Source organism: Pseudomonas sp. QE6, from assembly GCF_041379005.1.
Lineage (GTDB): Bacteria > Pseudomonadota > Gammaproteobacteria > Pseudomonadales > Pseudomonadaceae > Pseudomonas.
Genome location: NZ_CP166873.1, coordinates 5417188 through 5441831, shown reverse-complemented (window position 1 = coordinate 5441831; position 24644 = coordinate 5417188). Strand labels below are relative to the sequence as shown.

General features: G+C 64.6%; 23 protein-coding genes, 5 tRNA genes and 1 pseudogene. 22 read left to right on the top strand and 7 right to left on the bottom strand.

The window, feature by feature from the left end; translation table 11 throughout:
- Positions 1 to 22: 22 nt before the first annotated feature.
- Together ACAW63_RS24840 and ACAW63_RS24835 are read right to left on the bottom strand one after the other, a co-directional pair.
- A complete protein-coding gene (locus ACAW63_RS24840) occupies positions 23 to 814 on the bottom strand; it encodes an alpha/beta fold hydrolase (protein ID WP_371229930.1) in 792 nt (263 codons plus the stop codon).
- A 34-nt stretch (positions 815 to 848) separates the two neighbouring features.
- A complete protein-coding gene (locus ACAW63_RS24835; protein ID WP_371229927.1) occupies positions 849 to 1775 on the bottom strand; it encodes a LysR family transcriptional regulator in 927 nt (308 codons plus the stop codon).
- 55 nt (positions 1776 to 1830) lie between these two features.
- Here ACAW63_RS24835 and ACAW63_RS24830 point away from each other — a divergent pair, with 55 nt between their 5' ends.
- From ACAW63_RS24830 to ACAW63_RS24790, 9 genes and pseudogenes are all read left to right on the top strand, one after another.
- Entirely contained in the window at positions 1831 to 2145 is a 315-nt protein-coding gene (locus ACAW63_RS24830) for a 3-phosphoglycerate kinase (RefSeq protein ID WP_275610882.1), read from the top strand.
- 150 nt (positions 2146 to 2295) lie between these two features.
- Positions 2296 to 2895 carry an FMN-dependent NADH-azoreductase gene (locus ACAW63_RS24825; protein ID WP_275610883.1) on the top strand — a complete coding sequence of 200 codons (600 nt, stop codon included), beginning with the start codon at positions 2296 to 2298 and terminating at the stop codon, positions 2893 to 2895.
- 202 nt (positions 2896 to 3097) lie between these two features.
- A complete protein-coding gene (gene ihfB / locus ACAW63_RS24820) occupies positions 3098 to 3382 on the top strand; it encodes an integration host factor subunit beta (RefSeq protein ID WP_015478091.1) in 285 nt (94 codons plus the stop codon).
- A 30-nt stretch (positions 3383 to 3412) separates the two neighbouring features.
- The gene (locus tag ACAW63_RS24815) at positions 3413 to 3718 is read left to right on the top strand and encodes a lipopolysaccharide assembly protein LapA domain-containing protein (RefSeq protein ID WP_275610884.1); all 306 of its coding nucleotides are present in this window, start codon (positions 3413 to 3415) and stop codon (positions 3716 to 3718) included.
- Positions 3719 to 3836: 118 nt separating this feature from the next.
- Positions 3837 to 4862 carry a hypothetical protein gene (locus tag ACAW63_RS24810; RefSeq protein WP_371229922.1) on the top strand — a complete coding sequence of 342 codons (1026 nt, stop codon included), beginning with the start codon at positions 3837 to 3839 and terminating at the stop codon, positions 4860 to 4862.
- Positions 4863 to 4967: 105 nt separating this feature from the next.
- Positions 4968 to 5885 (top strand): NAD-dependent epimerase/dehydratase family protein, encoded by a 918-nt coding sequence (locus ACAW63_RS24805; protein WP_371229919.1) that lies wholly within the window; start codon positions 4968 to 4970, stop codon positions 5883 to 5885.
- Between the two features lie 43 nt (positions 5886 to 5928).
- Positions 5929 to 6892 (top strand): annotated as a pseudogene (locus ACAW63_RS24800) (glycosyltransferase family 4 protein).
- Positions 6893 to 6965: 73 nt separating this feature from the next.
- Positions 6966 to 8954 carry a polysaccharide biosynthesis protein gene (locus tag ACAW63_RS24795; RefSeq protein WP_371229917.1) on the top strand — a complete coding sequence of 663 codons (1989 nt, stop codon included), beginning with the start codon at positions 6966 to 6968 and terminating at the stop codon, positions 8952 to 8954.
- 196 nt (positions 8955 to 9150) lie between these two features.
- Complete coding sequence (locus tag ACAW63_RS24790; RefSeq protein ID WP_371229914.1) at positions 9151 to 9498, top strand: ComEA family DNA-binding protein; 348 nt, start codon at positions 9151 to 9153, stop codon at positions 9496 to 9498.
- A gap of 120 nt (positions 9499 to 9618) precedes the next feature.
- Here ACAW63_RS24790 and ACAW63_RS24785 read toward each other — a convergent pair.
- Positions 9619 to 9694: transfer RNA gene (locus ACAW63_RS24785), tRNA-Asn, on the bottom strand.
- Positions 9695 to 9763: 69 nt separating this feature from the next.
- Positions 9764 to 10960: an amino acid aminotransferase gene (locus tag ACAW63_RS24780; protein ID WP_371229911.1), complete on the bottom strand. Its 1197-nt coding sequence runs from the start codon at positions 10958 to 10960 to the stop codon at positions 9764 to 9766.
- A 183-nt stretch (positions 10961 to 11143) separates the two neighbouring features.
- On the opposite strand from ACAW63_RS24780, the gene uvrB reads away from it, so the two are divergent.
- Positions 11144 to 13159 (top strand): excinuclease ABC subunit UvrB, encoded by a 2016-nt coding sequence (uvrB, locus tag ACAW63_RS24775; RefSeq protein ID WP_371229908.1) that lies wholly within the window; start codon positions 11144 to 11146, stop codon positions 13157 to 13159.
- Positions 13160 to 13429: 270 nt separating this feature from the next.
- Here uvrB and ACAW63_RS24770 read toward each other — a convergent pair whose 3' ends face one another.
- Both ACAW63_RS24770 and ACAW63_RS24765 read right to left on the bottom strand, forming a co-directional pair.
- Positions 13430 to 14929, bottom strand: coding sequence for an MDR family MFS transporter (locus ACAW63_RS24770; RefSeq protein WP_275611920.1), 1500 nt, complete (start codon positions 14927 to 14929; stop codon positions 13430 to 13432).
- Positions 14930 to 14978: 49 nt separating this feature from the next.
- Complete coding sequence (locus ACAW63_RS24765; RefSeq protein WP_371229906.1) at positions 14979 to 16013, bottom strand: HlyD family secretion protein; 1035 nt, start codon at positions 16011 to 16013, stop codon at positions 14979 to 14981.
- 109 nt (positions 16014 to 16122) lie between these two features.
- Between ACAW63_RS24765 and ACAW63_RS24760 the strand changes: the two genes are divergently transcribed.
- From ACAW63_RS24760 to ACAW63_RS24710, 11 genes are all read left to right on the top strand, one after another.
- Complete coding sequence (locus tag ACAW63_RS24760; protein ID WP_331315985.1) at positions 16123 to 17043, top strand: LysR family transcriptional regulator; 921 nt, start codon at positions 16123 to 16125, stop codon at positions 17041 to 17043.
- 49 nt (positions 17044 to 17092) lie between these two features.
- Complete coding sequence (gene gltX, locus ACAW63_RS24755) at positions 17093 to 18577, top strand: glutamate--tRNA ligase (protein WP_371229902.1); 1485 nt, start codon at positions 17093 to 17095, stop codon at positions 18575 to 18577.
- 279 nt (positions 18578 to 18856) lie between these two features.
- Positions 18857 to 18932, top strand: a tRNA-Ala gene (locus tag ACAW63_RS24750).
- Between the two features lie 52 nt (positions 18933 to 18984).
- Positions 18985 to 19060 (top strand) — tRNA-Glu (locus ACAW63_RS24745).
- Positions 19061 to 19103: 43 nt separating this feature from the next.
- A tRNA-Ala gene (locus ACAW63_RS24740) sits at positions 19104 to 19179 on the top strand.
- A 58-nt stretch (positions 19180 to 19237) separates the two neighbouring features.
- Positions 19238 to 19313: transfer RNA gene (locus ACAW63_RS24735), tRNA-Glu, on the top strand.
- 163 nt (positions 19314 to 19476) lie between these two features.
- The gene (locus ACAW63_RS24730) at positions 19477 to 20016 is read left to right on the top strand and encodes a TetR/AcrR family transcriptional regulator (RefSeq protein ID WP_371229900.1); all 540 of its coding nucleotides are present in this window, start codon (positions 19477 to 19479) and stop codon (positions 20014 to 20016) included.
- A gap of 12 nt (positions 20017 to 20028) precedes the next feature.
- The gene (locus tag ACAW63_RS24725) at positions 20029 to 20868 is read left to right on the top strand and encodes an alpha/beta fold hydrolase (protein ID WP_371229897.1); all 840 of its coding nucleotides are present in this window, start codon (positions 20029 to 20031) and stop codon (positions 20866 to 20868) included.
- A gap of 168 nt (positions 20869 to 21036) precedes the next feature.
- Positions 21037 to 21687, top strand: a complete 651-nt coding sequence (locus ACAW63_RS24720) for a bifunctional 4-hydroxy-2-oxoglutarate aldolase/2-dehydro-3-deoxy-phosphogluconate aldolase (RefSeq protein ID WP_371229895.1) — start codon at positions 21037 to 21039, stop codon at positions 21685 to 21687.
- Positions 21684 to 22139 (top strand): acyl-CoA thioesterase, encoded by a 456-nt coding sequence (locus tag ACAW63_RS24715; protein ID WP_371229893.1) that lies wholly within the window; start codon positions 21684 to 21686, stop codon positions 22137 to 22139. Before ACAW63_RS24720 ends, ACAW63_RS24715 begins: the two co-directional genes overlap by 4 nt.
- A 78-nt stretch (positions 22140 to 22217) precedes the next feature.
- Entirely contained in the window at positions 22218 to 23177 is a 960-nt protein-coding gene (locus ACAW63_RS24710; RefSeq protein ID WP_371229890.1) for a tRNA dihydrouridine synthase, read from the top strand.
- A 48-nt stretch (positions 23178 to 23225) separates the two neighbouring features.
- Here the strand turns inward: ACAW63_RS24710 and ACAW63_RS24705 are convergent, their stop codons facing one another.
- Complete coding sequence (locus ACAW63_RS24705; protein WP_371229887.1) at positions 23226 to 23972, bottom strand: SDR family oxidoreductase; 747 nt, start codon at positions 23970 to 23972, stop codon at positions 23226 to 23228.
- Between the two features lie 147 nt (positions 23973 to 24119).
- On the opposite strand from ACAW63_RS24705, the gene ACAW63_RS24700 reads away from it, so the two are divergent.
- Positions 24120 to 24566, top strand: coding sequence for an Hsp20 family protein (locus tag ACAW63_RS24700; RefSeq protein WP_371229885.1), 447 nt, complete (start codon positions 24120 to 24122; stop codon positions 24564 to 24566).
- Positions 24567 to 24644 lie beyond the last annotated feature (78 nt).

Here is a 24644-nt window from a genome sequence, read left to right as displayed (position 1 = left end):
TGGCGGATGTTTCCGTTGGGTTCTAGGGATGGTCGACCTGCTCGAGGAAGTCGAGCAGAGTGGTGTTGAAGCGTTCCGGCTGATCCAGCGGTGTGGCGTGCCGCGAGTCCTCGATCACCACCAGGCGGGCGTTGGGCAGGTGCCCGACGTAGGCCTGCTTGAGCGAGACCGGGGTGTAGTCGCGGTCGGCGCTGATCACCAGTGTGGGACAGGTTATGCGCGCCAGGCGCTCCTGCACACCCCAGCCGATGATGGCGTGCAGGCTGGAAAGGTAAGCGCGTTTGTCGTTCTGCGGCCAGCGTTGCTGGATCTTGCGGCGCAGGTCGGCCTGCTCGGGCTTGGGGAACAGCAGCTTGCCCAGGGCCTTGCCCACGGTGTCCAGGCCCAGCACGTGGGCGAGGAACAGCCGGCGCGCCACTTCCAGGTATTCGCGAAGGCTGCGCGGTTTCAATTCCGGCGCGCTGTTGACGATGGTCAGGCTGTTCAGTCGTTCCGGCCAGCGGGTGGCCAGCTCGAAACCGATCATGCCGCCCATGCTGATGCCGACCAGGTGCACGCGGCCCAGGTGCAGGTGGTCGAGCAGGGCGATCACGTCTTCGGCGAAGGCGCCGATGCTGTAGCGTTCGCGCGGTTTGTCCGACTGGCCGTGGCCGCGCACGTCGAGGGCGATCACCCGGTGGCGCTTCTCCAGCTCCGGCACCTGGTATTCCCAGTCGCGGGTGCTTGAGCCAAGGCCGTGCACCAGCAGCACCGGGGTGCCGAATCCGCTTTCCTCGTAATGCAGGCGGTGGCCGGTGTGGTCGAAGAATGGCATGACGGGCTCCTTGCTTTGGCTCTGGGCCCTGGCCTCAGGTCGGGCTCTCGGGGGCGGCGAAGTGCGCGTCCAGTGGGACGCTGGCGAAGGTGGTCAGCAGTTCGACGAGAATCTGCGTGGCCGGGCCCAGCGGCTTCTCCTTGTTCGGGTAGAGGTAGAAGCGGCTCTCGCGTACGCCGCCCTGGGTCAGCGGCAGCGGTTTGAGCACGCCGTCCTTGAGCTCTCGCTCGATCATGTGCCGCGGCAACCAGGCGAAGCCCAGGCCGTTGCTGACGAAGGTGGCGGCGGTAGCCAGGCTGCCTACCGTCCAGCGTTGCTCGGCGCCCAGCCAGCCGACGTCGCGTGGCTGCAGGCGGCCGGAGTCGCGGATCACCACCTGCATCTGGGTTTCCAGGTCCTGGTGGGTGACCTCGCGCTGCAGGCGGTGCAGCGGGTGGTCGGGGTGGGCGACGGCGACGAAATCCACCACGCTGAGATCGGCCCCAAGGTGGCCGGCGATGTTCAGGCCGCTGATGGCCAGGTCGGCGTGGCCCTGCACCAGGGCTTCCTCTACGCCGGAGAGCACTTCTTCGCGCAGCAGTACCCGGCAGCCACGGCTTTGCGGCATGAAGGCGGAGAGGGCGCGGACCAGGCGCACGGTGGGGTAGGCGGCGTCCACGACCAGGCGGACCTCCGGCTCCCAGCCCTGTTCCATGTGGTGAGCGAGTTCTTCCAGCTGGCCGGCGGACTTCACCAGTTGGCGGGAGCGCCGCAGCAGCACTTCGCCGGCCTCGGTGAGCACCGCCTTGCGTCCGTCGATGCGTAGCAGCGGTACGCCGAGCTGCTCCTGCATGCGCGCCACGGTGTAGCTGATCGACGACTGCGAACGGTGCATGGCTTCCGCCGCCTGGGCGAAGCCGCCGTGATCGACCACGGCCTGCAGGGTTCTCCACTGATCCAGGGTAACGCGGGGCGCTTTCATCCTCGCCTCCTCTTGTCTAATCTGGCGGTCCGCAGAAGACCAACAAGAGACCGCCATGAAAAAAATCTGTTGTGCCGTTCTGGCACTGTTGCCGCTGACCGCACTGGCCTATCCCATTGAGGTCGAGAAGTCGCTCAATGGCACCGAGATCAGCTATGACACCCAGGACATCGGCGACCAGATGGGCGCGATCCTGTTGCGCAACAACGGTCAGCAGCCGGTGACCTGCACCGCGGTATTCGTCAATGGCCCGGAAACGCCCCATGTGCGCAAGGCCACTCTGGAGCCGGGCAAGGAGGCCAACATGACCTCGAGCTTCAGTCGCGCGGTCATCAAGCTGCGCATCAAGCTCACCTGTGCGCCGGCCTGATAGTTTCCTTACGGGGCCAAGACTAGAAGCAGTCCAGCTAGAAATCAATTTATTCGATAATTAGCAGCGATTATTTCCGCTTTTTTATCGAGTTATCCATCTTTAGGATTCACTCCATCGACAAGTCACTGACCGATGGAGGTCGAATCCATGTCCCGCGTTCTGGTTATCGAAAGCAGTGCCCGCCAGCAAGGTTCCGTATCCCGTCAGCTGACCCGCGAATTCATCGCCCAATGGCAGGCCGCACACCCGGCGGATGAAATCCAGGTGCGCGACCTGGCCGTCGAGCAGGTGCCGCACCTGGACGCCAACCTGCTGGGCGGCTGGATGAAGCCGGAGCAGGAGCAATCCGAGATCGAACGGGCGGCGCTGGAGCGCTCCAATCTGCTGACCGCCGAGCTGCAGTCCGCCGATGTGCTGGTGCTGGCCGCGCCGATGTACAACTTTGCCATTCCCAGCACCCTGAAATCCTGGCTGGACCATGTGCTGCGCGCCGGCGTCACCTTCAAGTACACCGAGACCGGCCCGCAGGGCCTGCTGACCGGCAAGCGCGCCTTCGTGCTGACCAGCCGCGGCGGCGTCTACGCCGGTGGTGCGCTGGACCACCAGGAGCCCTACCTGCGCCAGGCGCTGGGCTTCGTCGGCATCCATGACGTCACCTTCATCCACGCCGAAGGCCTGAACATGGGCGCCGAATTCGCCGAGAAGGGTCTGTCCAAGGCCAAGGCTCAACTCGCCGCCGTCGCCTGATCCGTTTTTCCCTTGCGCACCCTTCCGCTCCTGGGTGCGACCGTGGCCGACCTCCTTCCCCCGGAGGCCGGCCATTTTTTATTCCCGAGGTTGGCCCTGCGGGGGAGCGATCACATCCTTTCCCTTCGGGCTGTTCAAAGTCTGATCAGCATGCTAAAAGAACCTTGAGCTGATCTAGCCGCTTGAAAAAGAAGGGAAAACCATGACCAAGTCGGAGTTGATCGAGAGAATCGTCACCCATCAGGGGCAGCTTTCCGCAAAGGATGTGGAGCTGGCGATCAAGACCATGCTTGAGCAAATGTCCCAGGCTCTGGCGACTGGGGATCGCATCGAAATCCGGGGGTTCGGCAGTTTCTCGTTGCATTATCGCGCCCCGCGCACCGGCCGTAATCCGAAGACCGGCGAGTCCGTGCGCCTGGACGGCAAGTTCGTTCCGCACTTCAAGCCCGGCAAGGAGCTGCGCGACCGCGTCAACGAGCCCGAGTGAGCCCGGGGTATCCGTTTTGAAGGAGTTTCCATGCTTCGGGTAAAGCGTTTCCTGTTCATCCTGGCGCTGGTCGTTCTGGCTGCCGTGGTCGTGGTTTTCGTCCTGGAAAACCTCCAGACTGTGCAACTGACCTTCCTGGGCTGGCAGTCGCCGCAATGGCCGCTGGTTGTCTTCGTGTCCCTGGCGTTTGTCCTCGGCGGGCTGATCGGCCTGCTGCTGAGCATTCCCGTCCGCGCCCGGGCGCGCGTCCGCATGGCAGGCATGCGCTCTGAAATTACCCGCTTCCGCAAGGAGAACGACGCGCTGCGTGACAAGTCGCTGACGGATCATGCCTAGCGTTCTCGCGACGCTGTTCTTCTTCTGCGCCCTGGCCATCGGCTGGTGGATGGGGCGGCGTTCGCGTTCACAGCCCATTCCCGGCGCAGGCAATGACCTGCGCTCGCGCATCCACAGCATGCACAACCTGCTGGAGCGCCACTCCGACGATGCGCTGGAAAATCTCTCCCAGGGCCTGGTGCTGAGCCCGGAGACGCTGGAAAGCCATCTGCACGTCGGCAATCTGTTCCGCCGGCGGGGCGATATCGAAAAAGCCATTCATATTCACCAGGACCTTCTCGGCCGCGCTGGCGAGGATGTTTCGCTGGCCTCGCAGGTTCGCCTCGAACTGGCGCGGGACTTCATCGCAGGCGGTTTGCTCGGCAGTGCCGAGGAACTGCTGGATGAGCTGGTTCATCTGCAGGGTGAGCCGATTTCGCTGGAAGCGCTCGACGAGCAACGACTGATCTGCGAGCGGGAGAAGGATTGGTCCCGGGCGATCGAGCTGGCGGCCCAGCTGGTACCCAGCCGGCCCGAGCTGGTCGCGGCGCTGGCCAATTACTACTGCGAGCTGGCCCAGGAGAAGGGGCGCAGTGGCGACCGCAGCGGCATGCAGGAGCTGCTGCGCGAAGCCCGCCGGGTGGATCGCCATTGCGTGCGGGCACTGCTGATGCGGCTGGGTTGCGAGCTCTGGCGGCAGGATCATCCCGCAGCCGTCGCCACCATGGGCGAGCTGGCGCGGGACGCCAAGGCTTTCGTTGGGGAGATCGTGCCGCTGTTGCGACGCTACGATTGCCTGGGTGTGCCACTGGTTCGCGAGTTCATCCGCGACCTGGCGGAGTCCGAAGAGGTGCCGCCGCTGATTCTGGCGGTCCTGGCCGAGACCGAGGACGATGGCGCTTCGACCTACTGGCGCGACAGCCTGTTGCGGCGTGTTGAGCAGCGCCCTTCCTGGCAGGGTGTTGGCGAGTTCCTGGATGGGCTTCACATGGCGGACGGCAATCCCTCGGGCATCGAAAAAATTGCTCCAATTATCATCGGCTTGTATAGGACAATGCCGCGCTATCGCTGCAGTCGCTGCGGTTTCGCGGGGCGGGAACTGCACTGGCAATGCCCGAGCTGCCATGCCTGGAATGCGCTGCGGCCGGTCATCTCGCCTCTCTAGTGCGAATTCGCACGACACTCTGGATGACGCCCGTGGGCGTCAGATTCTGCAGGTGCCGGATTGAACGTTTTACTGACGGGCGCGACAGGTTTTGTCGGTCGAGGCATGCTGGCGCGTTTGTGCGCGGAGCCTGGAGTGCGTGTGCGTATCGCTGTGCGGCGGCCGCCGGATGAGCTGCCGGGTGGCGTCGAGTGCGTGCGTATCGATGGCCTGAGCGCTTCCCAGTGCTGGGAAGAGGCCTTGCAGGGTATCGACGTGGTGATTCATGCCGCCGCACGGGTGCCTGTCATAAACGAACGCGCCGCCGATCTGCTGGCCGAGTTCCGGGCGGTGAACGTCGAGGCGACTCGCCAGCTGGCGCGACAGGCCGTCGCGGCGGGCGTGAAGCGCTTCGTCTACGTCAGTTCCATCAAGGTCAATGGCGAGGAAACCGAGCCGGGGCAGCCGTACCGCTCCGATTCGGTCGCGCACCCGCAGGACCCTTACGGGCAGTCCAAGCTCGAAGCGGAGCAGATGCTGTTCGCAATGGCCGGGGAGACCGGGCTCGAAGTGGTGACGGTGCGCCCGCCGCTGGTCTACGGGCCCGGCGTCAAGGCCAATTTCGCCAGTCTGATGGGGGCGCTGCAACGGCGGCTGCCATTGCCTTTCGCGGCCATCGACAATCGCCGTAGCCTGGTGGCGCGGGACAATCTGGTTGACCTGCTGCTGCAGTGTGCGCGTCATCCCGCGGCGGCCGGCCGGGTGTTCCTGGCCGGCGACGGACAGGACCTGTCCACGGCGCAACTCTGCCGCGAACTGAGCGAGGCGCTGGGCGTACGCCCGCGCTTGCTGCCGGTGCCGGCCCTGATCCTGCGAGCACTGGGGCTGCTCACCGGTCGCAGCCAGCAGATGCAGCGCCTGCTGGGCTCGCTGCAGGTGGATATTTCCACTACTCGCCAGATTCTGGACTGGCAGCCTCCGGTGTCGGTGAAGCAGGCTATCCGGGAAACCGCGCGAGGGTGTGGGAAGTGCCAGGGTCAATGAGCATGGGGTATTGCTGGCGGCTGTTTTCCTGGCGTCCCGGGGCATGATCTGGGGGCGCTAGGCGTTGGCGCGGAGCATCATAGACATCCCCAACGCTCGTAGTTCGCACCGGGTTCCGCCGCCCCGGGGCGGCGTTGCCATCGTGGCGGGCTTTCTCGGCTGCCTGGCGCTGACGGCTGTGCTGGGGGCTGTCGAAATTCAGAGCCTGGCGACCCTGCTGCCTGCCGGCGCCTGGGTGGCCGTTATCGGTTGCTGGATGATCATCTGCATATTCCCGTCCGCTGGCGACTGCTGGGGCATTTCGTCGGAGCTGGATGGCGATGTACTGGGTGGGCGGCCTGCCGGTGTTGTCCATGCCCTGGGGCGAGATGGACCTGGGTTCGGTCGGGGATCTGCTAGCCTTGGTGTTTCTGGTCTGGCTGCTCAACCTGTACAACTTCATGGATGGCATCGATGGCATCGCCAGCCTGGAGGCCATCAGCGTCTGCCTGGCCGGGGCCTTGTGCTACTGGCTGGTCGGGGCTGGCTCGCAGGCGTGGCTTCCATTGATCCTGGCCATGGCGACCGCGGGGTTTCTGGTATGGAATTTCCCCCCGGCGCGTATTTTCATGGGAGATGCCGGCAGTGGTTTCCTCGGGGTCGTGCTGGGGGGGGGGCTGCAGGCGGGGTGGGTATCGCCGCTCTTGCTTTGGAGTTGGCTGATCCTGCTCGGGGTCTTCGTGGTGGATGCGAGCTACACCTTGCTCCATTGCCTGATTCGCGGTGAGCGGGTCTATGAAGCGCATCGCAGCCACGCCTACCAGCGTGCCTCGCGGCGTTATGGCAGCCACTTGCGGGTATCTCTGGCGATTACCGGTATCAACCTGTGCTGGTTGATGCCGCTGGCGATTTTGGTCAGTCTGGGACGGGTTCCCGGTTTGTTGGCACTGATTGCAGCCTATGCTCCTTTGGTGCTTGTCGTAGCTCGTCTGGGTGCAGGTCGTCCGGATGATCAGGATGTGAGCTGAACTCCATTGGAAATGGTGGTCAATGTAGCGGGGGGAGTGCGTTATTCCCGCTCTCGATGAAGGACAAGCACAAATGCTTCGAGAACGCCTGCTGAGGCTTCCGCGACGGTACAAGCGACTCCTGCAGGTCGCCACTGACATCATTCTGGTCTGGTTCGCGCTCTGGATGGCGTTCATCGTGCGCCTGGGGACGGAGGACCTGATGTATCCGCTGCGCGTGCACAGCTGGCTGTTCGTCGCTGCACCGCTGGTGGCGATTCCGCTGTTCATCCGTTTCGGGATGTACCGGGCGGTGATGCGTTATCTTGGCAATGACGCGCTGATCGCCATCTGGAAGGCGGTGACGCTGTCGGCGTTGCTGCTGTCGCTGGTAGTGTACTGGCATCGTGCGGTCGAAGTGGCTGTCCCTCGTTCCCTGGTATTCAATTACTGGTGGCTCAGCCTGCTGATGGTCGGTGGCCTGCGTCTGGCCATGCGCCAGTACTTCATGGACGATTGGTACAGCGCCGTACAGGCCGTGCCGTTCTTCAACAAGCAGGACGGTCTGCCCAAGGTGGCCGTATACGGGGCTGGCTCGTCGGGGAATCAGCTGGTCGCCGCCTTGCGCCTGGGGCGGGCCATGCGCCCCGTGGCCTTCATCGATGACGATGACGAGATTGCCAACCGGATCATCGCCGGCCTTCGTGTGTACAAGCCCAAGCATATCCAGCAACTGATCGAGGAGACCGGTGCTCAGGAAGTGCTGCTGGCGATTCCGTCCGCATCGCGTGCGCGCCGTCGTGAGATCCTGGGCTTGCTGGAGCCCTATCCGCTCCATGTGCGCAGCGTTCCCGGCTTCATCGACCTGGCCAATGGCCGGGTGCGGGTGGACGACATCCAGGAAGTGGACATCGCCGACTTGCTCGGGCGGGACGCGGTCGAGCCGCGCAAGGAGTTGTTCGAGCACTGCATTCGTGGCCAGGCGGTGATGGTGACGGGGGCGGGCGGGTCCATCGGCTCGGAGCTCTGCCGCCAGATCCTGGCCTCGTCGCCGACGGTGCTGGTCCTGTACGAGCACAGTGAATACAACCTCTACCGCGTGCACCAGGAGCTGGACATGCGCGTCAGGCGCGAGTCCCTGGCTGTCCAGCTGGTGCCGATCCTGGGCTCCGTGCGCAGCCCCGAGCGGTTGCTCGACGTCATGCGCACCTGGAGGGTCGCCACCGTCTACCATGCGGCGGCCTACAAGCATGTGCCGATCGTCGAATACAACATTTCCGAGGGTGTGCTCAACAACGTGCTCGGCACGCTGCATACGGCCCAGGTGGCGGTGCAGGCCGGGGTCCAGAACTTCGTGTTGATCTCCACCGACAAGGCGGTGCGCCCCACCAACGTCATGGGCAGCACCAAGCGGCTGGCGGAGATGATCCTGCAGGCGCTGAGTCGGGAGCCGGCGCCGGTGCTGTTCGCAGACAAGTCCGGCGTGCATCAGGTCAACAAGACCCGCTTCACCATGGTTCGCTTCGGCAACGTGCTGGGTTCGTCGGGTTCTGTGATCCCGTTGTTCCGCGAGCAGATCAAGCGCGGGGGGCCGGTAACCGTCACCCATCCGGGCATCACCCGTTATTTCATGACGATTCCCGAGGCTGCCCAATTGGTCATCCAGGCGGGCTCGATGGGGTGTGGCGGTGACGTGTTCGTGCTCGACATGGGGCAGCCGGTGAAGATTCTCGAACTGGCGGAGCGGATGATTCACCTGTCCGGCCTGAGCGTGCGCTCGGAACGGACACCTCACGGCGATATCTCCATCGAGTTCAGCGGGCTGCGGCCGGGCGAGAAACTGTACGAGGAGTTGCTGATCGGCGACGACGTCAGTGCTACCGAGCATCCCATGATCATGAAGGCCAACGAGGAGCTGATGCCCTGGGAGGGCTTCAAGCTGGTGCTGGTCGATCTGCTCAAGGCGGTTGATCAGGGCAACTATGCGCGGGTGCGCCAGTTGCTGCGCGAAACGGTCAACGGCTATTGCCCGGAAGGCGACATCGTCGACCTCATCCATCAGCACCGACGTACGGAACCCTGACCGGGGGGGGTTCCTAGCAGGCGTGGGAAGAGCCGCATCTGCGAGCGTTGTCAGTCCTTTCCTTGCGATCTGTCAGCGGCGGCGGAAACTGCTGCCGACTCTTTAAACCGGCGTTTTCACGGGTATTCCTGGCGATATGTTTTCCGGGCGGCGCAATGGCGCCCGCCTCGAAACCTGAAATATCAAGGAATGATCCATGAAGAAGAGTCTGCTTTCTGCCGCAAGCATCATCCTGCTGGCCTGCCTGTCCTTTGCTGGCGCCACCGGTGCCGCTGCCAAGGCTGAGCCCGTTGCCAAGCCTGCCGTTGAATCCACCGCCCCCGCCAGCAAGGCGCCGGTTGCGCAGGCCGACACTGTGAACATCAATTCCGCGACCGTAGAAGAATTGCAGAAGTCGCTGAAGGGCATCGGCAAGGCCAAGGCCCAGGCGATCATCGACTACCGTACGACCAATGGCCCGTTCACCAGCGTCGATCAGCTTCTGGAGGTGAAAGGGATTGGCAAAGGTACCCTGGACAAGAATCGGGACAGGATTTCGCTCTGAGGGAACTGAGAAAGGAAGAAAGCCGGTCGTTGACCGGCTTTTCTATTGGTGCGGGGGAGGGGGCTCGACTTTCCTGGCCCCAAAGAAAAAGCCCCCGGCATGTGCCGAGGGCTTTGAATTTGGCTCCGCGACCTGGACTCGAACCAGGGACCCAATGATTAACAGTCATTTGCTCTACCGACTGAGCTATCGCGGAACAACGGGGCGTATCTTACTGATTAAAAAGGGGAAGTCAACATCGCCCCGACGACTTCCCCTTAATTTTTTACAGCACCTGGACGATGGCGCGGGTCACGGTGTCCAGGTTGCCGTTGTTCAGCGCGGCCACGCAGATGCGGCCGGTGCCGACGGCGTAGATGCCGAACTCGTTCTTCAGGCGCTCTACCTGCTCGGCGGTCAGGCCGGAGTAGGAGAACATGCCGCGCTGCTGGGCAACGAAGCCGAAGTCACGCTTGGCGCCCAGGGCGGCCAGCTGCTGGACCATGGCTTCGCGCATGGCGCGGATACGGGTGCGCATTTCGCCCAGCTCCTCTTCCCATACCGCACGCAGTTCCGGGCTGTTCAGCACGGAAGCGACGACGCTGGCGCCGTGGGTGGGCGGGTTGGAGTAGTTGGTGCGGATCACGCGCTTGACCTGGGACAGGACGCGGGCCGACTCCTCGCGGCTGTTGGTCACGACCGACAGCGCGCCGACGCGCTCGCCATACAGCGAGAACGACTTGGAGAAGGAGCTGGAAACGAAGAAGTTCAGGCCGGACTGGGCGAACAGGCGCACAGCGGAGGCGTCTTCGTCGATGCCGTCGCCGAAGCCCTGGTAGGCGATGTCGAGGAACGGCACGTGGCCCTTGGCCTTGAGCACGTCCAGGACCTGCTTCCAGTCGCCCATGGTCAGGTCGACGCCGGTCGGGTTGTGGCAGCAGGCGTGCAGCACAACGATGGACTGCGACGGCAGGGCGTTCAGGTCTTCCAGCAGGCCGGCACGGTTCACGCCGTGGGTGGCGGCGTCATAGTAGCGGTAGTTCTGCACCGGGAAGCCGGCGGCTTCGAACAGGGCGCGGTGGTTTTCCCAGCTCGGGTCGCTGATGGCGACGGTGGCGTTGGGCAGCAGGCGCTTGAGGAAGTCGGCGCCGGTCTTCAGTGCGCCGGTACCGCCAACGGCCTGGGTGGTCACCACGCGGCCTTCGGCCAGCAGCTCGGAGTCAGCGCCGAACAGCAGCTTCTGCACGCCCGAATCGTAGGCGGCGATGCCTTCGATCGGCAGGTAGCCGCGCGGGGCATGGGCTTCGATGCGGGCCTTCTCCGCGGCCTGGACGGCACGCAGCAACGGGAGGCGACCTTCCTCGTTGTAGTACACGCCAACGCCCAGGTTGATCTTGCCCGGACGGGTATCGGCGTTGAAAGCTTCGTTCAGGCCCAGGATGGGGTCACGAGGGGCCATTTCGACAGCGGAGAACAGACTCATTTTGGCAGCAGCTCTAAGGCGGGAGTGAAGTGCAATTGCAACCCCCCGCTCACGGCGCTGGGGGTTGCGTCGACGGGCCGGTATTATATAGCCCTCTATGGCAGGCGGCGAGTTATCGCGCATGCTTTTCGACTGGTATGACGCTTTGGCGACCGAAGCGTCACACGCCAATGCGAGGTTCCCATGTCGTTATTCCAGCTGGATTCGCGCTTCAAGCCCGCCGGTGATCAGCCCGAAGCCATCCGTCAGATGGTGGAAGGGCTGGAAGCGGGCCTGTCGCACCAGACGCTGCTGGGGGTGACCGGCTCCGGCAAGACCTTCAGCATCGCCAACGTCATCGCCCAGGTGCAGCGCCCGACCATGATCCTGGCGCCGAACAAGACCCTGGCCGCGCAGCTCTACGGCGAGTTCAAGACCTTCTTCCCGAACAACGCGGTGGAGTACTTCGTCTCCTACTACGACTACTACCAGCCCGAAGCCTACGTGCCGTCCTCCGATACCTATATCGAGAAGGACTCCTCGATCAACGACCACATCGAGCAGATGCGCCTGTCGGCGACCAAGGCGCTGCTGGAACGCGAGGACGCCATCATTGTCTGCACCGTGTCGTCGATCTACGGCCTGGGCGACCCGGCGTCCTACCTGAAGATGGTCCTGCACCTGGACCGCGGCGACAGGATGGACCAGCGTGAGCTGCTGCGCCGCCTGACCAGCCTGCAGTACACCCGCAACGACATGGACTTCGCCCGCGCCACCTTCCGCGTGCGTGGCGACGTCATCGACATCTTCCCGGCGGAATCGGATCTGGAAGCCATCCGCGTCGAGCTGTTCGACGACGAGGTGGAGAACATCGCCGCCTTCGATCCGCTGACCGGCGAGGTGATCACCAAGCTGCCGCGCTTCACCTTCTACCCCAAGAGCCACTACGTGACCCCACGGGAAACGCTGCTGGAGGCGGTGGAACAGATCAAGGCCGAACTCAAGGTCCGCCTGGAATACCTGCGCAGCAACAACAAGCTGGTGGAAGCCCAGCGCCTGGAACAGCGCACCCGTTTCGACCTGGAGATGATCCTCGAACTGGGTTACTGCAACGGCATCGAGAACTACTCGCGCTATCTCTCCGGGCGCGGCCCCGGCGAGCCGCCGCCGACGCTTTATGACTATCTGCCGGCCAACTCCCTGCTGGTGATCGACGAATCCCACGTCAGCGTTCCCCAGGTCGGCGCCATGTACAAGGGGGACCGTTCGCGCAAGGAAACCCTGGTGGAATACGGCTTCCGCCTGCCGTCGGCGCTGGACAACCGGCCGCTGCGCTTCGAGGAATGGGAGGCGATCAGCCCACAGACCATCTTCGTCTCGGCAACCCCGGGCCCTTACGAGGAGCAGCACGCCGGCCGTGTGATCGAGCAGGTGGTGCGCCCCACCGGTCTGGTCGACCCGGAAGTGGAAATCCGCCCGGCGACCACTCAGGTGGACGACCTGCTCTCGGAAATCCGCCTGCGCGTGGCCGAGGACCAGCGCGTGCTGGTCACCACCCTCACCAAGCGCATGGCCGAGGACCTCACCGACTACCTGGGCGACCACGACGTGCGGGTACGCTACCTGCACTCGGACATCGATACCGTGGAGCGGGTGGAGATCATCCGCGACCTGCGTACCGGGACCTTCGACGTCCTGGTGGGGATCAACCTGCTGCGCGAGGGCCTGGACATGCCGGAGGTATCGCTGGTGGCGATCCTCGATGCGGACAAGGAAGGCTTCCTGCGTTCCGAGCGCTCGCTGATCCAGACCATCGGCCGCGCCGCGCGGAACCTGCATGGCAAGGCGATCCTCTACGCCGACAACGTCACCGGTTCGATGCAGCGGGCGATCAACGAGACCGAGCGACGTCGTACCAAGCAGCTGGAGTTCAACGCCAAGCACGGCATCGTGCCCAAGGGCGTGAAGAAGGACATCAAGGACATCCTCGAAGGCGCCGTGGTGCCGGGTGCCAAGGGCAAGCGCCGCAGTCTGGCGAAAGTGGCGGAGGAGAGCGGGCGCTACGAGAACGAACTGCGCACGCCGGACGAGATCGCCAAGCGCATCAAGCAATTGGAAGAGCGCATGTACCAGCTGGCCCGCGACCTGGAGTTCGAGGCCGCCGCCGGGGTGCGCGACGAGATCGGCAAGTTGCGCGACCGTATGGTGTCGATGGGCTGAGTCGTGAAGGCGGCTGGGCGGCTTTTCGTAGGAGCGAGCTTGCTCGCGAACCGCATGACGTCCTCAGGCACCGGCATGAGGGGGTGCAAGCAAGCTCGCTCCTACAAGGTGTGGCGTAGCCCGTAGGATGGGTGGAGCGAAGCGATACCCATGCTGTCGGTGCTCGGAATCGATGGGTTTCGCTACGCTCTACGCCATCCTACTAGCTGCCCTCAGTCAGGCAGCCAACCGGAACGAACCTGTCTGCTGGCCCACTGAAGGCCTGGGCGCTCAGTGCGCCCCGGCCCCCGCGCCGACACCCATGCCCGCCGGCAGCGGACGGGTCAGCAGCACCGCCACCATGCTGACCGCCAGCACAATGCCGATGGCATGGAAGGCATCGTTGTAGGCCATGATCGCCGCCTGCTGGTGGACGATCTCGCTGATCTTGCCCAGCGCCGCCTGCTGCGTGCCCAGTTGCGCGGTCAGCTGCGCCAGGCGCTCGTCCACCGCGCCGTTCACCGGCACCACCGCTTCGCGCAGGTAGTCGTAGTAGACCTTGGCGCGACTATCCAGCAGCGTGGCCAGCAGGGCGATGCCGATGGCGCCGCCGAGATTGCGCAGGATGTTGAACAGGCTGGAGGCGGAGCCGGCGTCCTGCGGCTGCAGGTAAACGGTGGCGATCAGCGAGATGGTGACCATCACCATGGGTTGGCCGAGGGCGCGCAACAACTGGATCTGGTTGAACTGCGGGCCGGCGAAGTCCGGGTTGAGCACGCCGGAGAAGAAGCTCGCCATGCCGAACAGGCCGAAGCCCACGGCGCACAGCAGGCGTGGCTCGACGATCTTCATCAGCTTGGGAATCAGCGGAATGAGGAACAGCTGCGGCACTCCCATCCACATGATCACCTCGCCGATCTGCATGGCGTTGTAGCCCTGGATCTGCGCCAGATACAGCGGCAGCACGTAGATCGAGCCGTACAATCCCATGCCCAGGCCGATGCTGGAAATGCTCGACAGGCCGAAGTTGCGGTTGCGCAGGATGCCCAGGTTGATCAGCGGATTAGGCCGCGAAGTCTGCAGGATCACGAACAGGATCAGGCTGATCAGCGCGATGCTGCCCAGGCTGACGATCAGGTTGGATTCCAGCCAGTCCTTGCGGTGGCCTTCCTCCAGGAACACCTGCAGGCAGCCCAGGCCAATGGCCATGGTGACGATGCCGGCGTAATCGGTGCTCTTCAGCAGCTCCCAGTGCGGCGGCTTCTTCTCCAGGCCGTAGAGCAGGCCGGCGATCATCAGCAGGCCCGGCGGGATGTTGATGTAGAAGATGTATTCCCAGCCGAAGTTCTCGGTCAGCCAGCCGCCCAGGGTCGGTCCGATGGACGGCGCGAAGGTGGCGGTGATGGCGAACAGCGCCATGCCCTTGGGGCGGTGGTGCTCCGGCAGCTTGATCAGCGCCAGGGTGAAGGCCAGGGGAATCAGCGCGCCACCGGTGAAGCCCTGCATGGCGCGGAACACGATCATGCTCTCCAGGTTCCAGGCGAAGGAGCAGAGCAGGGAGGAGAACAGGAAACCGGTGGAAATCATCCAGGCCAGCCGGCGTGCCGAGAGCAGCTGCACCAGCCAGGCGGTGAGCGGGATCATGATGATTTCCGCCACCAGGTAGGAGGTGGAAATCCACGAGCCTTCCTCCAGGGTGGCGGCCAGCGCGCCCTGGATATCCTTCAGCGAGGAGTTGGTGATCTGGATGTCGAGCACCGCCATGAAGGCGCCCAGCATGGCGCTGAACACGGCGATCCAGTCGCGGCGGGTCGGTTCCCCGACCGGCCGCACCAGGGCGTCAGCGGACACGCAACTCGACCTCGGCATCGACCGACATGCCCGGGCGGATCAGGCCCTTGAGCGGGTTGTCGTCGGCGAAGGTGATCTTGACCGGGATGCGCTGCACCACCTTGGTGAAGTTGCCGGTGGCGTTGTCCGGCGGCAGCAGGCTGAACTGTGCGCCGGAGGCAGCGAACAGGCTCTGCACTTCGCCGTCGATGGGGGTGTCGGGGAAGGAGTCGAACACCAGGCGTGCCTTCTGCCCAGGGCGCATCTTGCCGATCTGGGTTTCCTTGAAGTTGGCCTGGATCCAGATGCCGTCGTCCGGCACCAGCGACAGCAGCTGGGTGCCGACTTGCACGTACTGGCCGATGCGCGCGTTGCGCTGGCCGACCAGGCCGCTCACCGGTGCGCGGATCTCGGTGCGGGCCAGGTTGAGCTGGGCCTGGGCGACGTCGGTGCGGGCGCTCTCGATCTGTGCCTGCAGGCGCTGGACATCGGTGCCCAGGGTGTCGCGCTGGACGCGCTGGGCCTGCAGGTCGGCCTGGGCCTTGGCGACCTGGGAGCGGGCGACGCGGGAGTCGGCGGTAAGGGTGGTGACGCGCTCTTCGGAGACGTATCCGGGGCCCCGCAGTGCCTGGGCGCGGCCCAGGTCGACTTCGGTGCGGCCGAGGGTGGCCTGGCTGGCGTTCACGTCAGCCTCGCTGGCGGCGATGGCGCTCGACTGCCCCTTCAGCTTGCTGCGGGCCTGCTCCAGCTCCGCCTCGCGGGTGGCCAGGGTGGCCTTGGCGCGGTCCAGGGCGAGCTTGAAGTCGTCGGCTTCGAGCTTGACCAGCAACTGGCCTTTCTCCACATGCTGGTTGTCCTGCACCAGCACTTCGTCGATGCGCGCACCGAGCTGGCTGGCGATACGGGTGATCTCGCCCTGCACGTAGGCGTTATCGGTCGTCTCGACGAAGCGACCGATGAAATACCAGCGCGCCAGGAGGGCGAGGGCGACCACCACGAGGATGGTCAGGAACACGGTCAGGCGACGTTGCAGTTGGGCGGGCATAGTTAAACGAGCGTTTGGTTGACGGAAAAATGTTTGCCAATGTAACAGTGTTCCGTGGCGGCACGTAGCCGCTACACTTCGGAAACTTTGTTGCTTATAGGGAACAATCATGGGGCTGGATGATGCGCTGATCTTCACCCGCGTCGTGGAACTGCACAGTTTTACCCAGGCCGCGCAGAGCCTGGGCATGCAGAAATCCACGGTGAGCCGGCGCATCGTCCTGCTCGAGGAGCGCCTGGGGGTGCGGCTGCTCAATCGCACCACCCGCAAGCTGCGCCTGACCGAAGTGGGGCAGGCCTACTACGACCGCTGCCGGCAGATCATGCACGACTTCGCCGAGGCCGAGCAGGCGGTGATGCAGCTGCAGCAGGCGCCGTCCGGCTTGTTGCGTATCAGCGCGCCCATCGAGTTCGGCCAGATGTACCTGGGCAAGGTGCTGGGCGACTTCATGCGGCTCTACCCGCAGATCACTGCTGAGGTCGAGCTCACGTCGCGCAGCGTCGATCCGCTGGAGGAGGGCGTGGACATCGTCATCATGGTCGGCCAGCCCGAAGACTCCACGCTGATCGCCCGACGCATGCTGATCACCAACCGCTGCCTGTGCGCCAGCCCGGAGTACCTGGCCTTGCACGGGCAGCCGCGGCAGGTCGAGGAGCTGGCCGGCCATCGCGCCGTGCTGCTGCAGTCCGATTCCCAACGCTATTGGCCGCTGAGCGGCGAGAGCATTCCCTGCCATCGGGTGCTGTCGTGCAACAACATCACCTTCGCCCGCGAAGCGGTGCTGGCCGGCGCCGGGATCGCATCGTTGCCGGAACTGATCGTCGACGGACAACTGGCCAACGGCAGTCTGGTGCGGGTTCTGCCGCAGGTGCAACTGCCGGTTGGCGAGCTGTATGCGGTCTACCCGTCTCGGCGTTTCCAGGCCATGAAGGTGAAGGCCTTCCTCGACTTCCTGATCACCAACCTGCCGATTGATGCGGAGCGTTGGCTGGAGCCGGGGGCGGCCCGCCTGATAACATCGCGTCCATGAGCGCGTGTCCCGGCCCGCGCTGTCCTCACCGATTCACATGAGAGCCTTCATGACCACTGTCCGCACCCGTATCGCGCCGTCTCCCACCGGTGACCCGCACGTCGGCACCGCCTACATCGCGCTGTTCAATCTCTGCTTCGCCCGTCAGCACGGCGGCCAGTTCATCCTGCGTATCGAGGATACCGACCAGCTGCGCTCTACCCGCGAATCGGAACAGCAGATCTTCGACGCGCTGCGCTGGCTGGGCATCGAGTGGGACGAAGGTCCGGACGTCGGTGGTCCGCACGGCCCGTACCGGCAGAGCGAACGCGGCGCCATCTATAAGCAGTACAGCGACGAGCTGGTCGAAAAAGGCCATGCCTTCCCCTGCTTCTGCTCTGCCGAGCGCCTCGACGCGCTGCGCGCCGAGCAGCAGGCGCGCAAGGAAACCCCGCGCTACGACGGTCACTGCATGCACCTGTCCAGGGAAGAGTCGGCCAAGCGCATTGCCGCCGGCGAATCCCACGTGGTGCGCATGAAGGTGCCGACCGAGGGCGTCTGCGTGGTGCCGGACATGCTCCGTGGCGACGTGGAAATCCCGTGGGACCGCATGGACATGCAGGTGCTGATGAAGGCCGACGGCCTGCCCACCTACTTCCTGGCCAACGTGGTCGACGACCACCTGATGGGCATCACCCACGTCCTGCGTGGCGAAGAGTGGCTCCCCTCGGCGCCCAAGCTGATCAAGCTGTACGAGTACTTCGGCTGGGAGCAGCCGGTGCTCTGCTACATGCCGTTGCTGCGCAACCCGGACAAGAGCAAGCTGTCCAAGCGCAAGAACCCCACCTCCATCACCTTCTACGAGCGCATGGGCCTGCTGCCCCAGGCGCTGCTGAACTACCTCGGCCGCATGGGCTGGTCCATGCCCGACGAGCGCGAGAAGTTCAGCCTGGCGGAAATGATCGAGCACTTCGACCTGTCCCGCGTGTCCCTGGGCGGGCCGATCTTCGACATCGAGAAGCTCTCCTGGCTGAACGGCCAGTGGATTCGCGAGCTGTCCGTCGAGGACTTCGCCAAGGAAGTGCAGAAGTGGGCGCTCAACCCCGAGTACCTGATGAAGATCGCCCCGCACGTGCAGGGCCGGGTGGAGAACTTCAGCCAGATCGCCCCGCTGGCCGGCTTCTTCTTCAGTGGTGGCGTGCCGCTGGACGCCAAGCTGTTCGAGCACAAGAAGCTCGATGCCACCCAGGTTCGCCAGGTGCTGCAACTGGTGCTGTGGAAACTGGAAGCGCTGCGCCAGTGGGAGAAGGACAGGATCACCGCGACCATCCAGGCCGTGGCCGAGCACCTGGGCCTGAAGCTGCGTGACGTGATGCCGCTGATGTTCCCGGCCATCACCGGCCAGGCCAGCTCGGTGTCGGTGCTCGATGCCATGGAAATCCTCGGTGCCGACCTGTCGCGCTACCGTCTGCGCCAGGCCCTGGAACTGCTGGGCGGTGCGTCGAAGAAAGAAGCCAAGGAGTGGGAAAAGATTCGCGACGCCATCGGCGCCTAGTATCTTTCCTACACTGGAGAAGGCCGGTCGCCGTCAGGTGCCCGGCCTTTTTCATGCCTGCGCCGCCCGTTTGACGCGGCTGGAGGAGGGCTGGCGGGCTGCTTATGCCGTTGGCCTGGATTCTGGGTGGTCACATAAGTGATTGTTCTTTGGGAGAAAAAAATTAGAAATCTGAAAAAATCTTGTTGACAGGGTTTCGTCTCGCCCCTAAGATGCGCCCCGTTCCAGCGACGAACTGAATGACAGAGCGACGCGGAACGGTAGATCCAGCGGTACTTTGGGGCTATAGCTCAGCTGGGAGAGCGCTTGCATGGCATGCAAGAGGTCGACGGTTCGATCCCGTCTAGCTCCACCAAATTACCAGTAAGCTTCGTCGGTCCGGACGAAGCTGAAATCGAAGGTTTTGCGTCCCCTTCGTCTAGTGGCCTAGGACACCGCCCTTTCACGGCGGTAACAGGGGTTCGAGTCCCCTAGGGGACGCCACTATCCAGCGACGATGCGTTCGCGTCGTCAGCCAGAGTCATCTGGGGCTATAGCTCAGCTGGGAGAGCGCTTGCATGGCATGCAAGAGGTCGACGGTTCGATCCCGTCTAGCTCCACCAATTTCCCATTCGGGATGAAGCCAGAATCCGCGGTTCAGCGGGTTTCTTCGAAGGATATGTCCCCTTCGTCTAGTGGCCTAGGACACCGCCCTTTCACGGCGGTAACAGGGGTTCGAGTCCCCTAGGGGACGCCATTTTTATCGCTCTGCGATGCCTATAGGGCCACTGAGACTTTCAGTGGCCCTTTTGTTTTTCTCCCTCCTGAAGACTTTTCTCCCGACCAGCGGTCGCGCTTTCGGCTTGCCGATTTTTATTATGAGAATAATATTCTGATCATAATATTTTTGGAGCGACGCCATGAACGACAAGAAGGCCCAGACCCGCGAACGCATTCTTTCCGCCGCCACCAGCGCGCTGCTCAAGCGTGGCCCGGTCGATCCCAGCGTGGGCGAGGTGATGGCGGCGGCGGGGCTGACGGTGGGCGGCTTCTATGCGCACTTCGAGAGCAAGGATGCGCTGATGCTGGAGGCGTTCCGCCAGCTGCTGAGCAAGCGCCGGGTCGGCCTGAAGATGTTCGATCCGCAAACCAGTTTTGCCGAGCGCCGGGCACTGGCGGCGCAGTTCTACCTGTCGCGCAAGCACCGCGACACCGAAGACGAAGGCTGTCCGATCCCCAGTTCCCTGAGCGAAGTGGCGCACCTGCCGGAGGGGTTCCGCGAGGCGCTGGAAGAGCACGTGGAGCTGATGGTGGCGAGCCTCGCCGGGCGCCCGGAGGAAGTCGATCTGGTGCTCAGCGATATGGCCCTGATGATTGGTGGACTGGCGCTGGCCCGTGCCCTGGGCAAGGGCGACCTGTCCGATCGTGTCCTGCGTGCCGCGAAGAAAGCGGTGATCTGAGGAGGTATGGAAATGAGCAGTCTGAGCTGGGTTCGTGGAATCAACGCCACCCTGGGCCGCGTTGCGCCGCAATGGGCGGCGGGGCGCATGCGTCAGCTGTTCATGACGCCCAACGAGTTGCCGCCGCGGGACTGGGAGCTGCCGCTGCTGGCCAGCTCCGAGCGCATCACCCTGCGCTTCGGCCTGTCTGCGCTGCGTTGGGGCGAAGGTCCGGCGGTGTTGTTGATGCATGGCTGGGCGGGGCGTCCGACGCAGTTCGCCGCGCTGATCGAGAAGCTGGTCGGTGCCGGTTACGGAGTGATCGCCCTCGACGCCCCGGGCCACGGCCGTTCGCCGGGGAGCGAGGCAAACGTCGTGCTGTTCGCCCGCGCCCTGCTGGAAGCCGCCAGCGAGCTGCCGCCGCTGCGCGCGGTGATCGGCCATTCCCTGGGCGGCGCCAGTGCATTGCTGGCGACCCAGATGGGCCTGCGCACCGAAACCCTGGTGACCATTGCCGCGCCGAGCAAGGTGCTCACCGTACTGCGTGGTTTCGCCAACCATGTCGGTCTGTCGCCGGCGGCGCGTTCGAGCTTCATCCGTCAGGTCGAGCGACAGGCGGGCATTCCTGCGAAGCAGCTGGATGTGGCGCGCTACGAGCTGGGCATGCCCGGTCTGGTGGTGCACGCCGAGGATGACCGTCAGGTGCGGGTGACCGAGTCCGTCGCGATCCATGAGGCCTGGCCGGGCAGCCGGCTGCTGCGGCTGCCGAGCGGTGGGCATCACCGCGTGCTGGCGGACACCGCGCTGGCGGAGGCGGTGCTGGAGCTGCTGGAGGGCGTCGAGGAGCCGCTCGCCCTGGCCCTGGCATCCTGAGTCATTCAGCAGCCTGATGACGGCGGCCGCAGGCCGCCGTTTTCGTTTCATGATGGCCCGTTGCGGGTCGTCAGGCTTCGCGGCCTGGCGTAGACTTCCGGGCATTTCCGGCTGCCCCGGCCTGGGCGCGAGGTCTTGCGCGTGCGGGTGGCCGATTGGGGGAAACGCATGAATCTTTCGCTGGATTGGGTGCTGCAGCAGGCGCGCCCGGTCATGCCGGTGTTGGTGATCGAGGATGTGGCGCTGGCCGGTGATCTGGCCCGCGCGCTGTATGACGGTGGCGTGCGGGTGCTCGAAGTGACCCTGCGCACGCCGCAGGCGCTGGACGCCCTCGCGGAGATCCGCCGCGAGCTGCCGGAGATGATCCTTGGCGCCGGCACGCTGATCCACACCGAGCAGTTCCAGGAAGCCCGTGATGCCGGTGCCCAGTTCGCCATCAGCCCCGGCTGCACGCCGCGTCTGGTAGCTGCCGCCGATGATGCGAAACTGCCCTTCCTGCCCGGCGTGATGACGCCTTCGGAAGTGCTGGTGGCGCTGGAGTACGGCTATCGCTCGCTGAAGCTGTTCCCCGCCGACGGCAATGCGGCGATCCGGATGCTCAAGAGCCTGAAGGAGCCCTTCACCGGCATCCGCTTCTGCCCGACCGGGGGCATCACCCAGGAAAACCTGCTCAACGTCCTGCGCCTGCCCAACGTCGCCTGCGTCGGCGGCACCTGGATCGCGCCGCCGAGCCTGGTGCGCGCCCGCGCCTGGGATCAGATCACCCAACTGGCCATCGAAGCCCGCGAGCTGGCCGCAAGCCTGGAGCATTCCTCATGAGTTGGCAGCTGCCCGATCCCTTCGTCATCGACATCGAGGTCAAGGCCGAAGACATCGACGGCCTCGGCCATGCCAACAATGCCGTCTACGTCAGTTGGCTGGAGCGTTGCGCCTGGCGCCACTCCCAGCGGCTCGGGCTGGACCTGGCCGAGTACCGCCGGCTGGACCGCGCCATGGCTGTGGTGCGCCACGAGGTGGACTACCTGGCGGCGGCCTATGAAGGCGACCAGTTGCAACTGGCGACCTGGATCGTCGAGTCCGACCAGCGCCTGAAGATGACCCGTCACTTCCAGCTGGTCCGCCCGGAAGACGCCGTAACCCTGCTGCGCGCGCAGACCACCTTCGTCTGCATCGAACTGTCCACCGGCAAGCCCAAGCGCATGCCGGCGGAGTTCATCGAAGGTTACGGCCGCGCCTTGCTCTCCCCGGAAGCCGTGGCTGCCGGCGCGTGATCCGTCGCGCCGCGCTTTTCCCGGCGTGGCGCATTCCCTACAATCCGCGGCCCCGCAATTGCTTGAGGCTCGCCTGTCGTGCAGATCGCCCTGGCCCCGATGGAAGGGCTGGTAGATGACATCCTCCGCGATGTGTTGACCCGCGTCGGCGGCATCGACTGGTGCGTCACCGAATTCATCCGCATCAATGACCGACTGCTGCCGCCGTCGGCCTTCCTCGCGCTCGCCCCGGAACTGGAACACGGCAGCCGCACCCGTGCCGGCGTGCCGATGCGCGTGCAACTGCTCGGCTCCGATCCGCAATGCCTGGCGGAGAACGCCGTGCAGGCCTGCGAACTGGGCGCGCCGGTTGTCGACCTGAACTTCGGCTGCCCGGCCAAGACGGTGAACCGCTCCCGTGGCGGCGCGGTGCTGCTCAAGGAACCCGAGTTGATGTTCAGCATCATCGAGACAGTGCGCCGTGCGGTTCCCAGGCACATTCCGGTGACCTCGAAGATGCGCCTGGGTTACGACAGCCCGGACGGCGCCATCGACTGCGCCCGTGCCCTGGCCGATGCCGGTTCCGCCCACGTGGTGGTACACGCGCGGACCAAGGCGGAAGGCTACAAGCCGCCGGCCCACTGGGAGTGGGTGGCCAGGGTGGCCGATGCAGTGAAAGTCCCGGTGTTCGCCAATGGCGAAGTCTGGACCCTGGAGGATTACCACCGCTGCCGTTCCATCAGCGGCGTGGCGGACATCATGTTGGGGCGTGGGTTGGTCTCGCGGCCGGACCTTGCGCGGCAGATCGCTGCCTGGCGCGATGGTCGCGACGTGGTGCCGATGCCCTGGTCGGAAGTGCGCGTGCTGCTCGACGACTTCTGGCGCCAGGCGCGGCGCAAGCTGGCGCCGCGTTATGCGCCGGGGCGCCTGAAGCAGTGGCTGGGCATGCTCACCCGCAGCTACCCCGAAGCGGTGGAGCTGTTCGCCCAGGTGCGTCGGGAGAATGACTGCGAGGTGCTGGACCGGATGCTGCAGGTCGAGATCGAAGAAGCGGCCTGATGCCGGGTTGCTCGCTCCTACAAAAGCGTGGTCAGCGATCATGCCAAATCAGCGCCCGCCGCTGACATCGATGAATCCGCCGGTGCTGTAGCTGGACTCATCCGAGGCGAGGAACAGGATCGCCCGCGCCACTTCCTCCGCCTCGCCGCCCCGGCCCAGGGGAATCGCTGCTTGCAGGCGTGCGACACGGCCCGGCTCACCACCGCTGGCGTGGATTTCGGTCTTGATCAGCCCTGGCCGCACGGCGTTCACGCGGATGCCTTCTGCCGCCACCTCCTTGGCCAGGCCGATGGTCAGGCTGTCCACCGCGCCCTTGGCCGCCGCGTAGTCGATGTACTCGTTGGGCGAGCCCAGGCGCGAGGCCATGGACGAGACGTTGACGATGCTCCCGCCGCTGCCGCCCTGCTTGTGCGCCATGCGCTTCACCGCCTCGCGGCAGCAGAGGAAGGTGCCGGTGACGTTCACCGCGAACACCCGTTGCAGGCGCGCCACGTCCATCTCTTCCAGGCGCATCTGGCGCTCCAGGATGCCGGCGTTGTTCACCAGCACGTCGAGGCGGCCGAAGGCGTCGTCCACCTCACTGAACAGTCGCAACACGTCTTCCTCGTTCGCCACGTCGGCGGCAAAGGCGCGGGCCTTTCCACCGGCCGCCGTGATCCGAGCGACCAGCGCCTCGGCTGCTTCGCGCTCGCGGCGGTAGTTGATCGCTACGGTGAAGCCGCGTTCGGCACCGAGCAGCGCGGTGGCGGCGCCAATGCCGCGGCTGGCGCCAGTGATCAGCATGACCTTGTTCATGGAAAAACGTCCTGTTGCGAAGGGGGCTTGAAATGGATTCTGCCGTCCCTATCTATGTTCCTGCGGGAAGCCGAAGACGGGTCCCGCCCCGGAGTTCTGACATCAGGCTCCAGATCATACCTTGCTGAAATATTCAGGAGATTCGCCATGAGCAACGTCCTTTCCCTCGCCCCGCTGTTCCGCCAGTCCGTTGGCTTCGATCGTTTCAACGATCTGTTCGAGTCCGCCCTGCGCAGCGAAAGCGGCAGTTCCTACCCGCCCTACAACGTCGAGAAGCATGGTGACGATAACTACCGCATCGTCATCGCTGCCGCCGGCCTGCAGGAGGAAGACCTGGAGCTGCAGGTGGAGCGCGGCGTGCTGACCGTCAACGGCGGCAAGCGCGAGAAGGCTTCCGAGAGCGTCACCTACCTGCACCAGGGCATCGCCCAGCGTGCCTTCAAGCTGTCCTTCCGCCTGGCCGACCACATCGAGGTCCAGGCCGCGTCGCTGAAGAACGGCCTGCTGAGCATCGAGCTGGTGCGCATCGTTCCGGAAGAAGCCAAGCCCAAGCGGATCGCCATCAACGGCCAGCGCCCGGCCATCGAAGGCTGAGCAGCGCCTCGGCACTGACCGAGCCGTAGCCGCATAACAAAACGCCCGTCTCGCAGGAGACGGGCGTTTTCGTTTCTG

Coding starts and splice junctions, on each gene's coding strand:
- ACAW63_RS24715 (WP_371229893.1), top strand. CDS start 21,684: ATGAGTTGGCAGCTGCCCGATCCCTTCGTCATCGACATCGAGGTCAAG.
- ACAW63_RS24725 (WP_371229897.1), top strand. CDS start 20,029: ATGAGCAGTCTGAGCTGGGTTCGTGGAATCAACGCCACCCTGGGCCGC.
- gltX (WP_371229902.1), top strand. CDS start 17,093: ATGACCACTGTCCGCACCCGTATCGCGCCGTCTCCCACCGGTGACCCG.
- ACAW63_RS24825 (WP_275610883.1), top strand. CDS start 2,296: ATGTCCCGCGTTCTGGTTATCGAAAGCAGTGCCCGCCAGCAAGGTTCC.
- ACAW63_RS24700 (WP_371229885.1), top strand. CDS start 24,120: ATGAGCAACGTCCTTTCCCTCGCCCCGCTGTTCCGCCAGTCCGTTGGC.
- ACAW63_RS24720 (WP_371229895.1), top strand. CDS start 21,037: ATGAATCTTTCGCTGGATTGGGTGCTGCAGCAGGCGCGCCCGGTCATG.
- ihfB (WP_015478091.1), top strand. CDS start 3,098: ATGACCAAGTCGGAGTTGATCGAGAGAATCGTCACCCATCAGGGGCAG.
- ACAW63_RS24830 (WP_275610882.1), top strand. CDS start 1,831: ATGAAAAAAATCTGTTGTGCCGTTCTGGCACTGTTGCCGCTGACCGCA.
- ACAW63_RS24815 (WP_275610884.1), top strand. CDS start 3,413: ATGCTTCGGGTAAAGCGTTTCCTGTTCATCCTGGCGCTGGTCGTTCTG.
- ACAW63_RS24790 (WP_371229914.1), top strand. CDS start 9,151: ATGAAGAAGAGTCTGCTTTCTGCCGCAAGCATCATCCTGCTGGCCTGC.
- ACAW63_RS24780 (WP_371229911.1), bottom strand. CDS start 10,960: ATGAGTCTGTTCTCCGCTGTCGAAATGGCCCCTCGTGACCCCATCCTG.
- ACAW63_RS24805 (WP_371229919.1), top strand. CDS start 4,968: ATGCTGGCGCGTTTGTGCGCGGAGCCTGGAGTGCGTGTGCGTATCGCT.
- ACAW63_RS24765 (WP_371229906.1), bottom strand. CDS start 16,013: ATGCCCGCCCAACTGCAACGTCGCCTGACCGTGTTCCTGACCATCCTC.
- ACAW63_RS24795 (WP_371229917.1), top strand. CDS start 6,966: ATGCTTCGAGAACGCCTGCTGAGGCTTCCGCGACGGTACAAGCGACTC.
- ACAW63_RS24730 (WP_371229900.1), top strand. CDS start 19,477: ATGAACGACAAGAAGGCCCAGACCCGCGAACGCATTCTTTCCGCCGCC.
- uvrB (WP_371229908.1), top strand. CDS start 11,144: ATGTCGTTATTCCAGCTGGATTCGCGCTTCAAGCCCGCCGGTGATCAG.
- ACAW63_RS24810 (WP_371229922.1), top strand. CDS start 3,837: ATGCACAACCTGCTGGAGCGCCACTCCGACGATGCGCTGGAAAATCTC.
- ACAW63_RS24840 (WP_371229930.1), bottom strand. CDS start 814: ATGCCATTCTTCGACCACACCGGCCACCGCCTGCATTACGAGGAAAGC.
- ACAW63_RS24835 (WP_371229927.1), bottom strand. CDS start 1,775: ATGAAAGCGCCCCGCGTTACCCTGGATCAGTGGAGAACCCTGCAGGCC.
- ACAW63_RS24760 (WP_331315985.1), top strand. CDS start 16,123: ATGGGGCTGGATGATGCGCTGATCTTCACCCGCGTCGTGGAACTGCAC.
- ACAW63_RS24705 (WP_371229887.1), bottom strand. CDS start 23,972: ATGAACAAGGTCATGCTGATCACTGGCGCCAGCCGCGGCATTGGCGCC.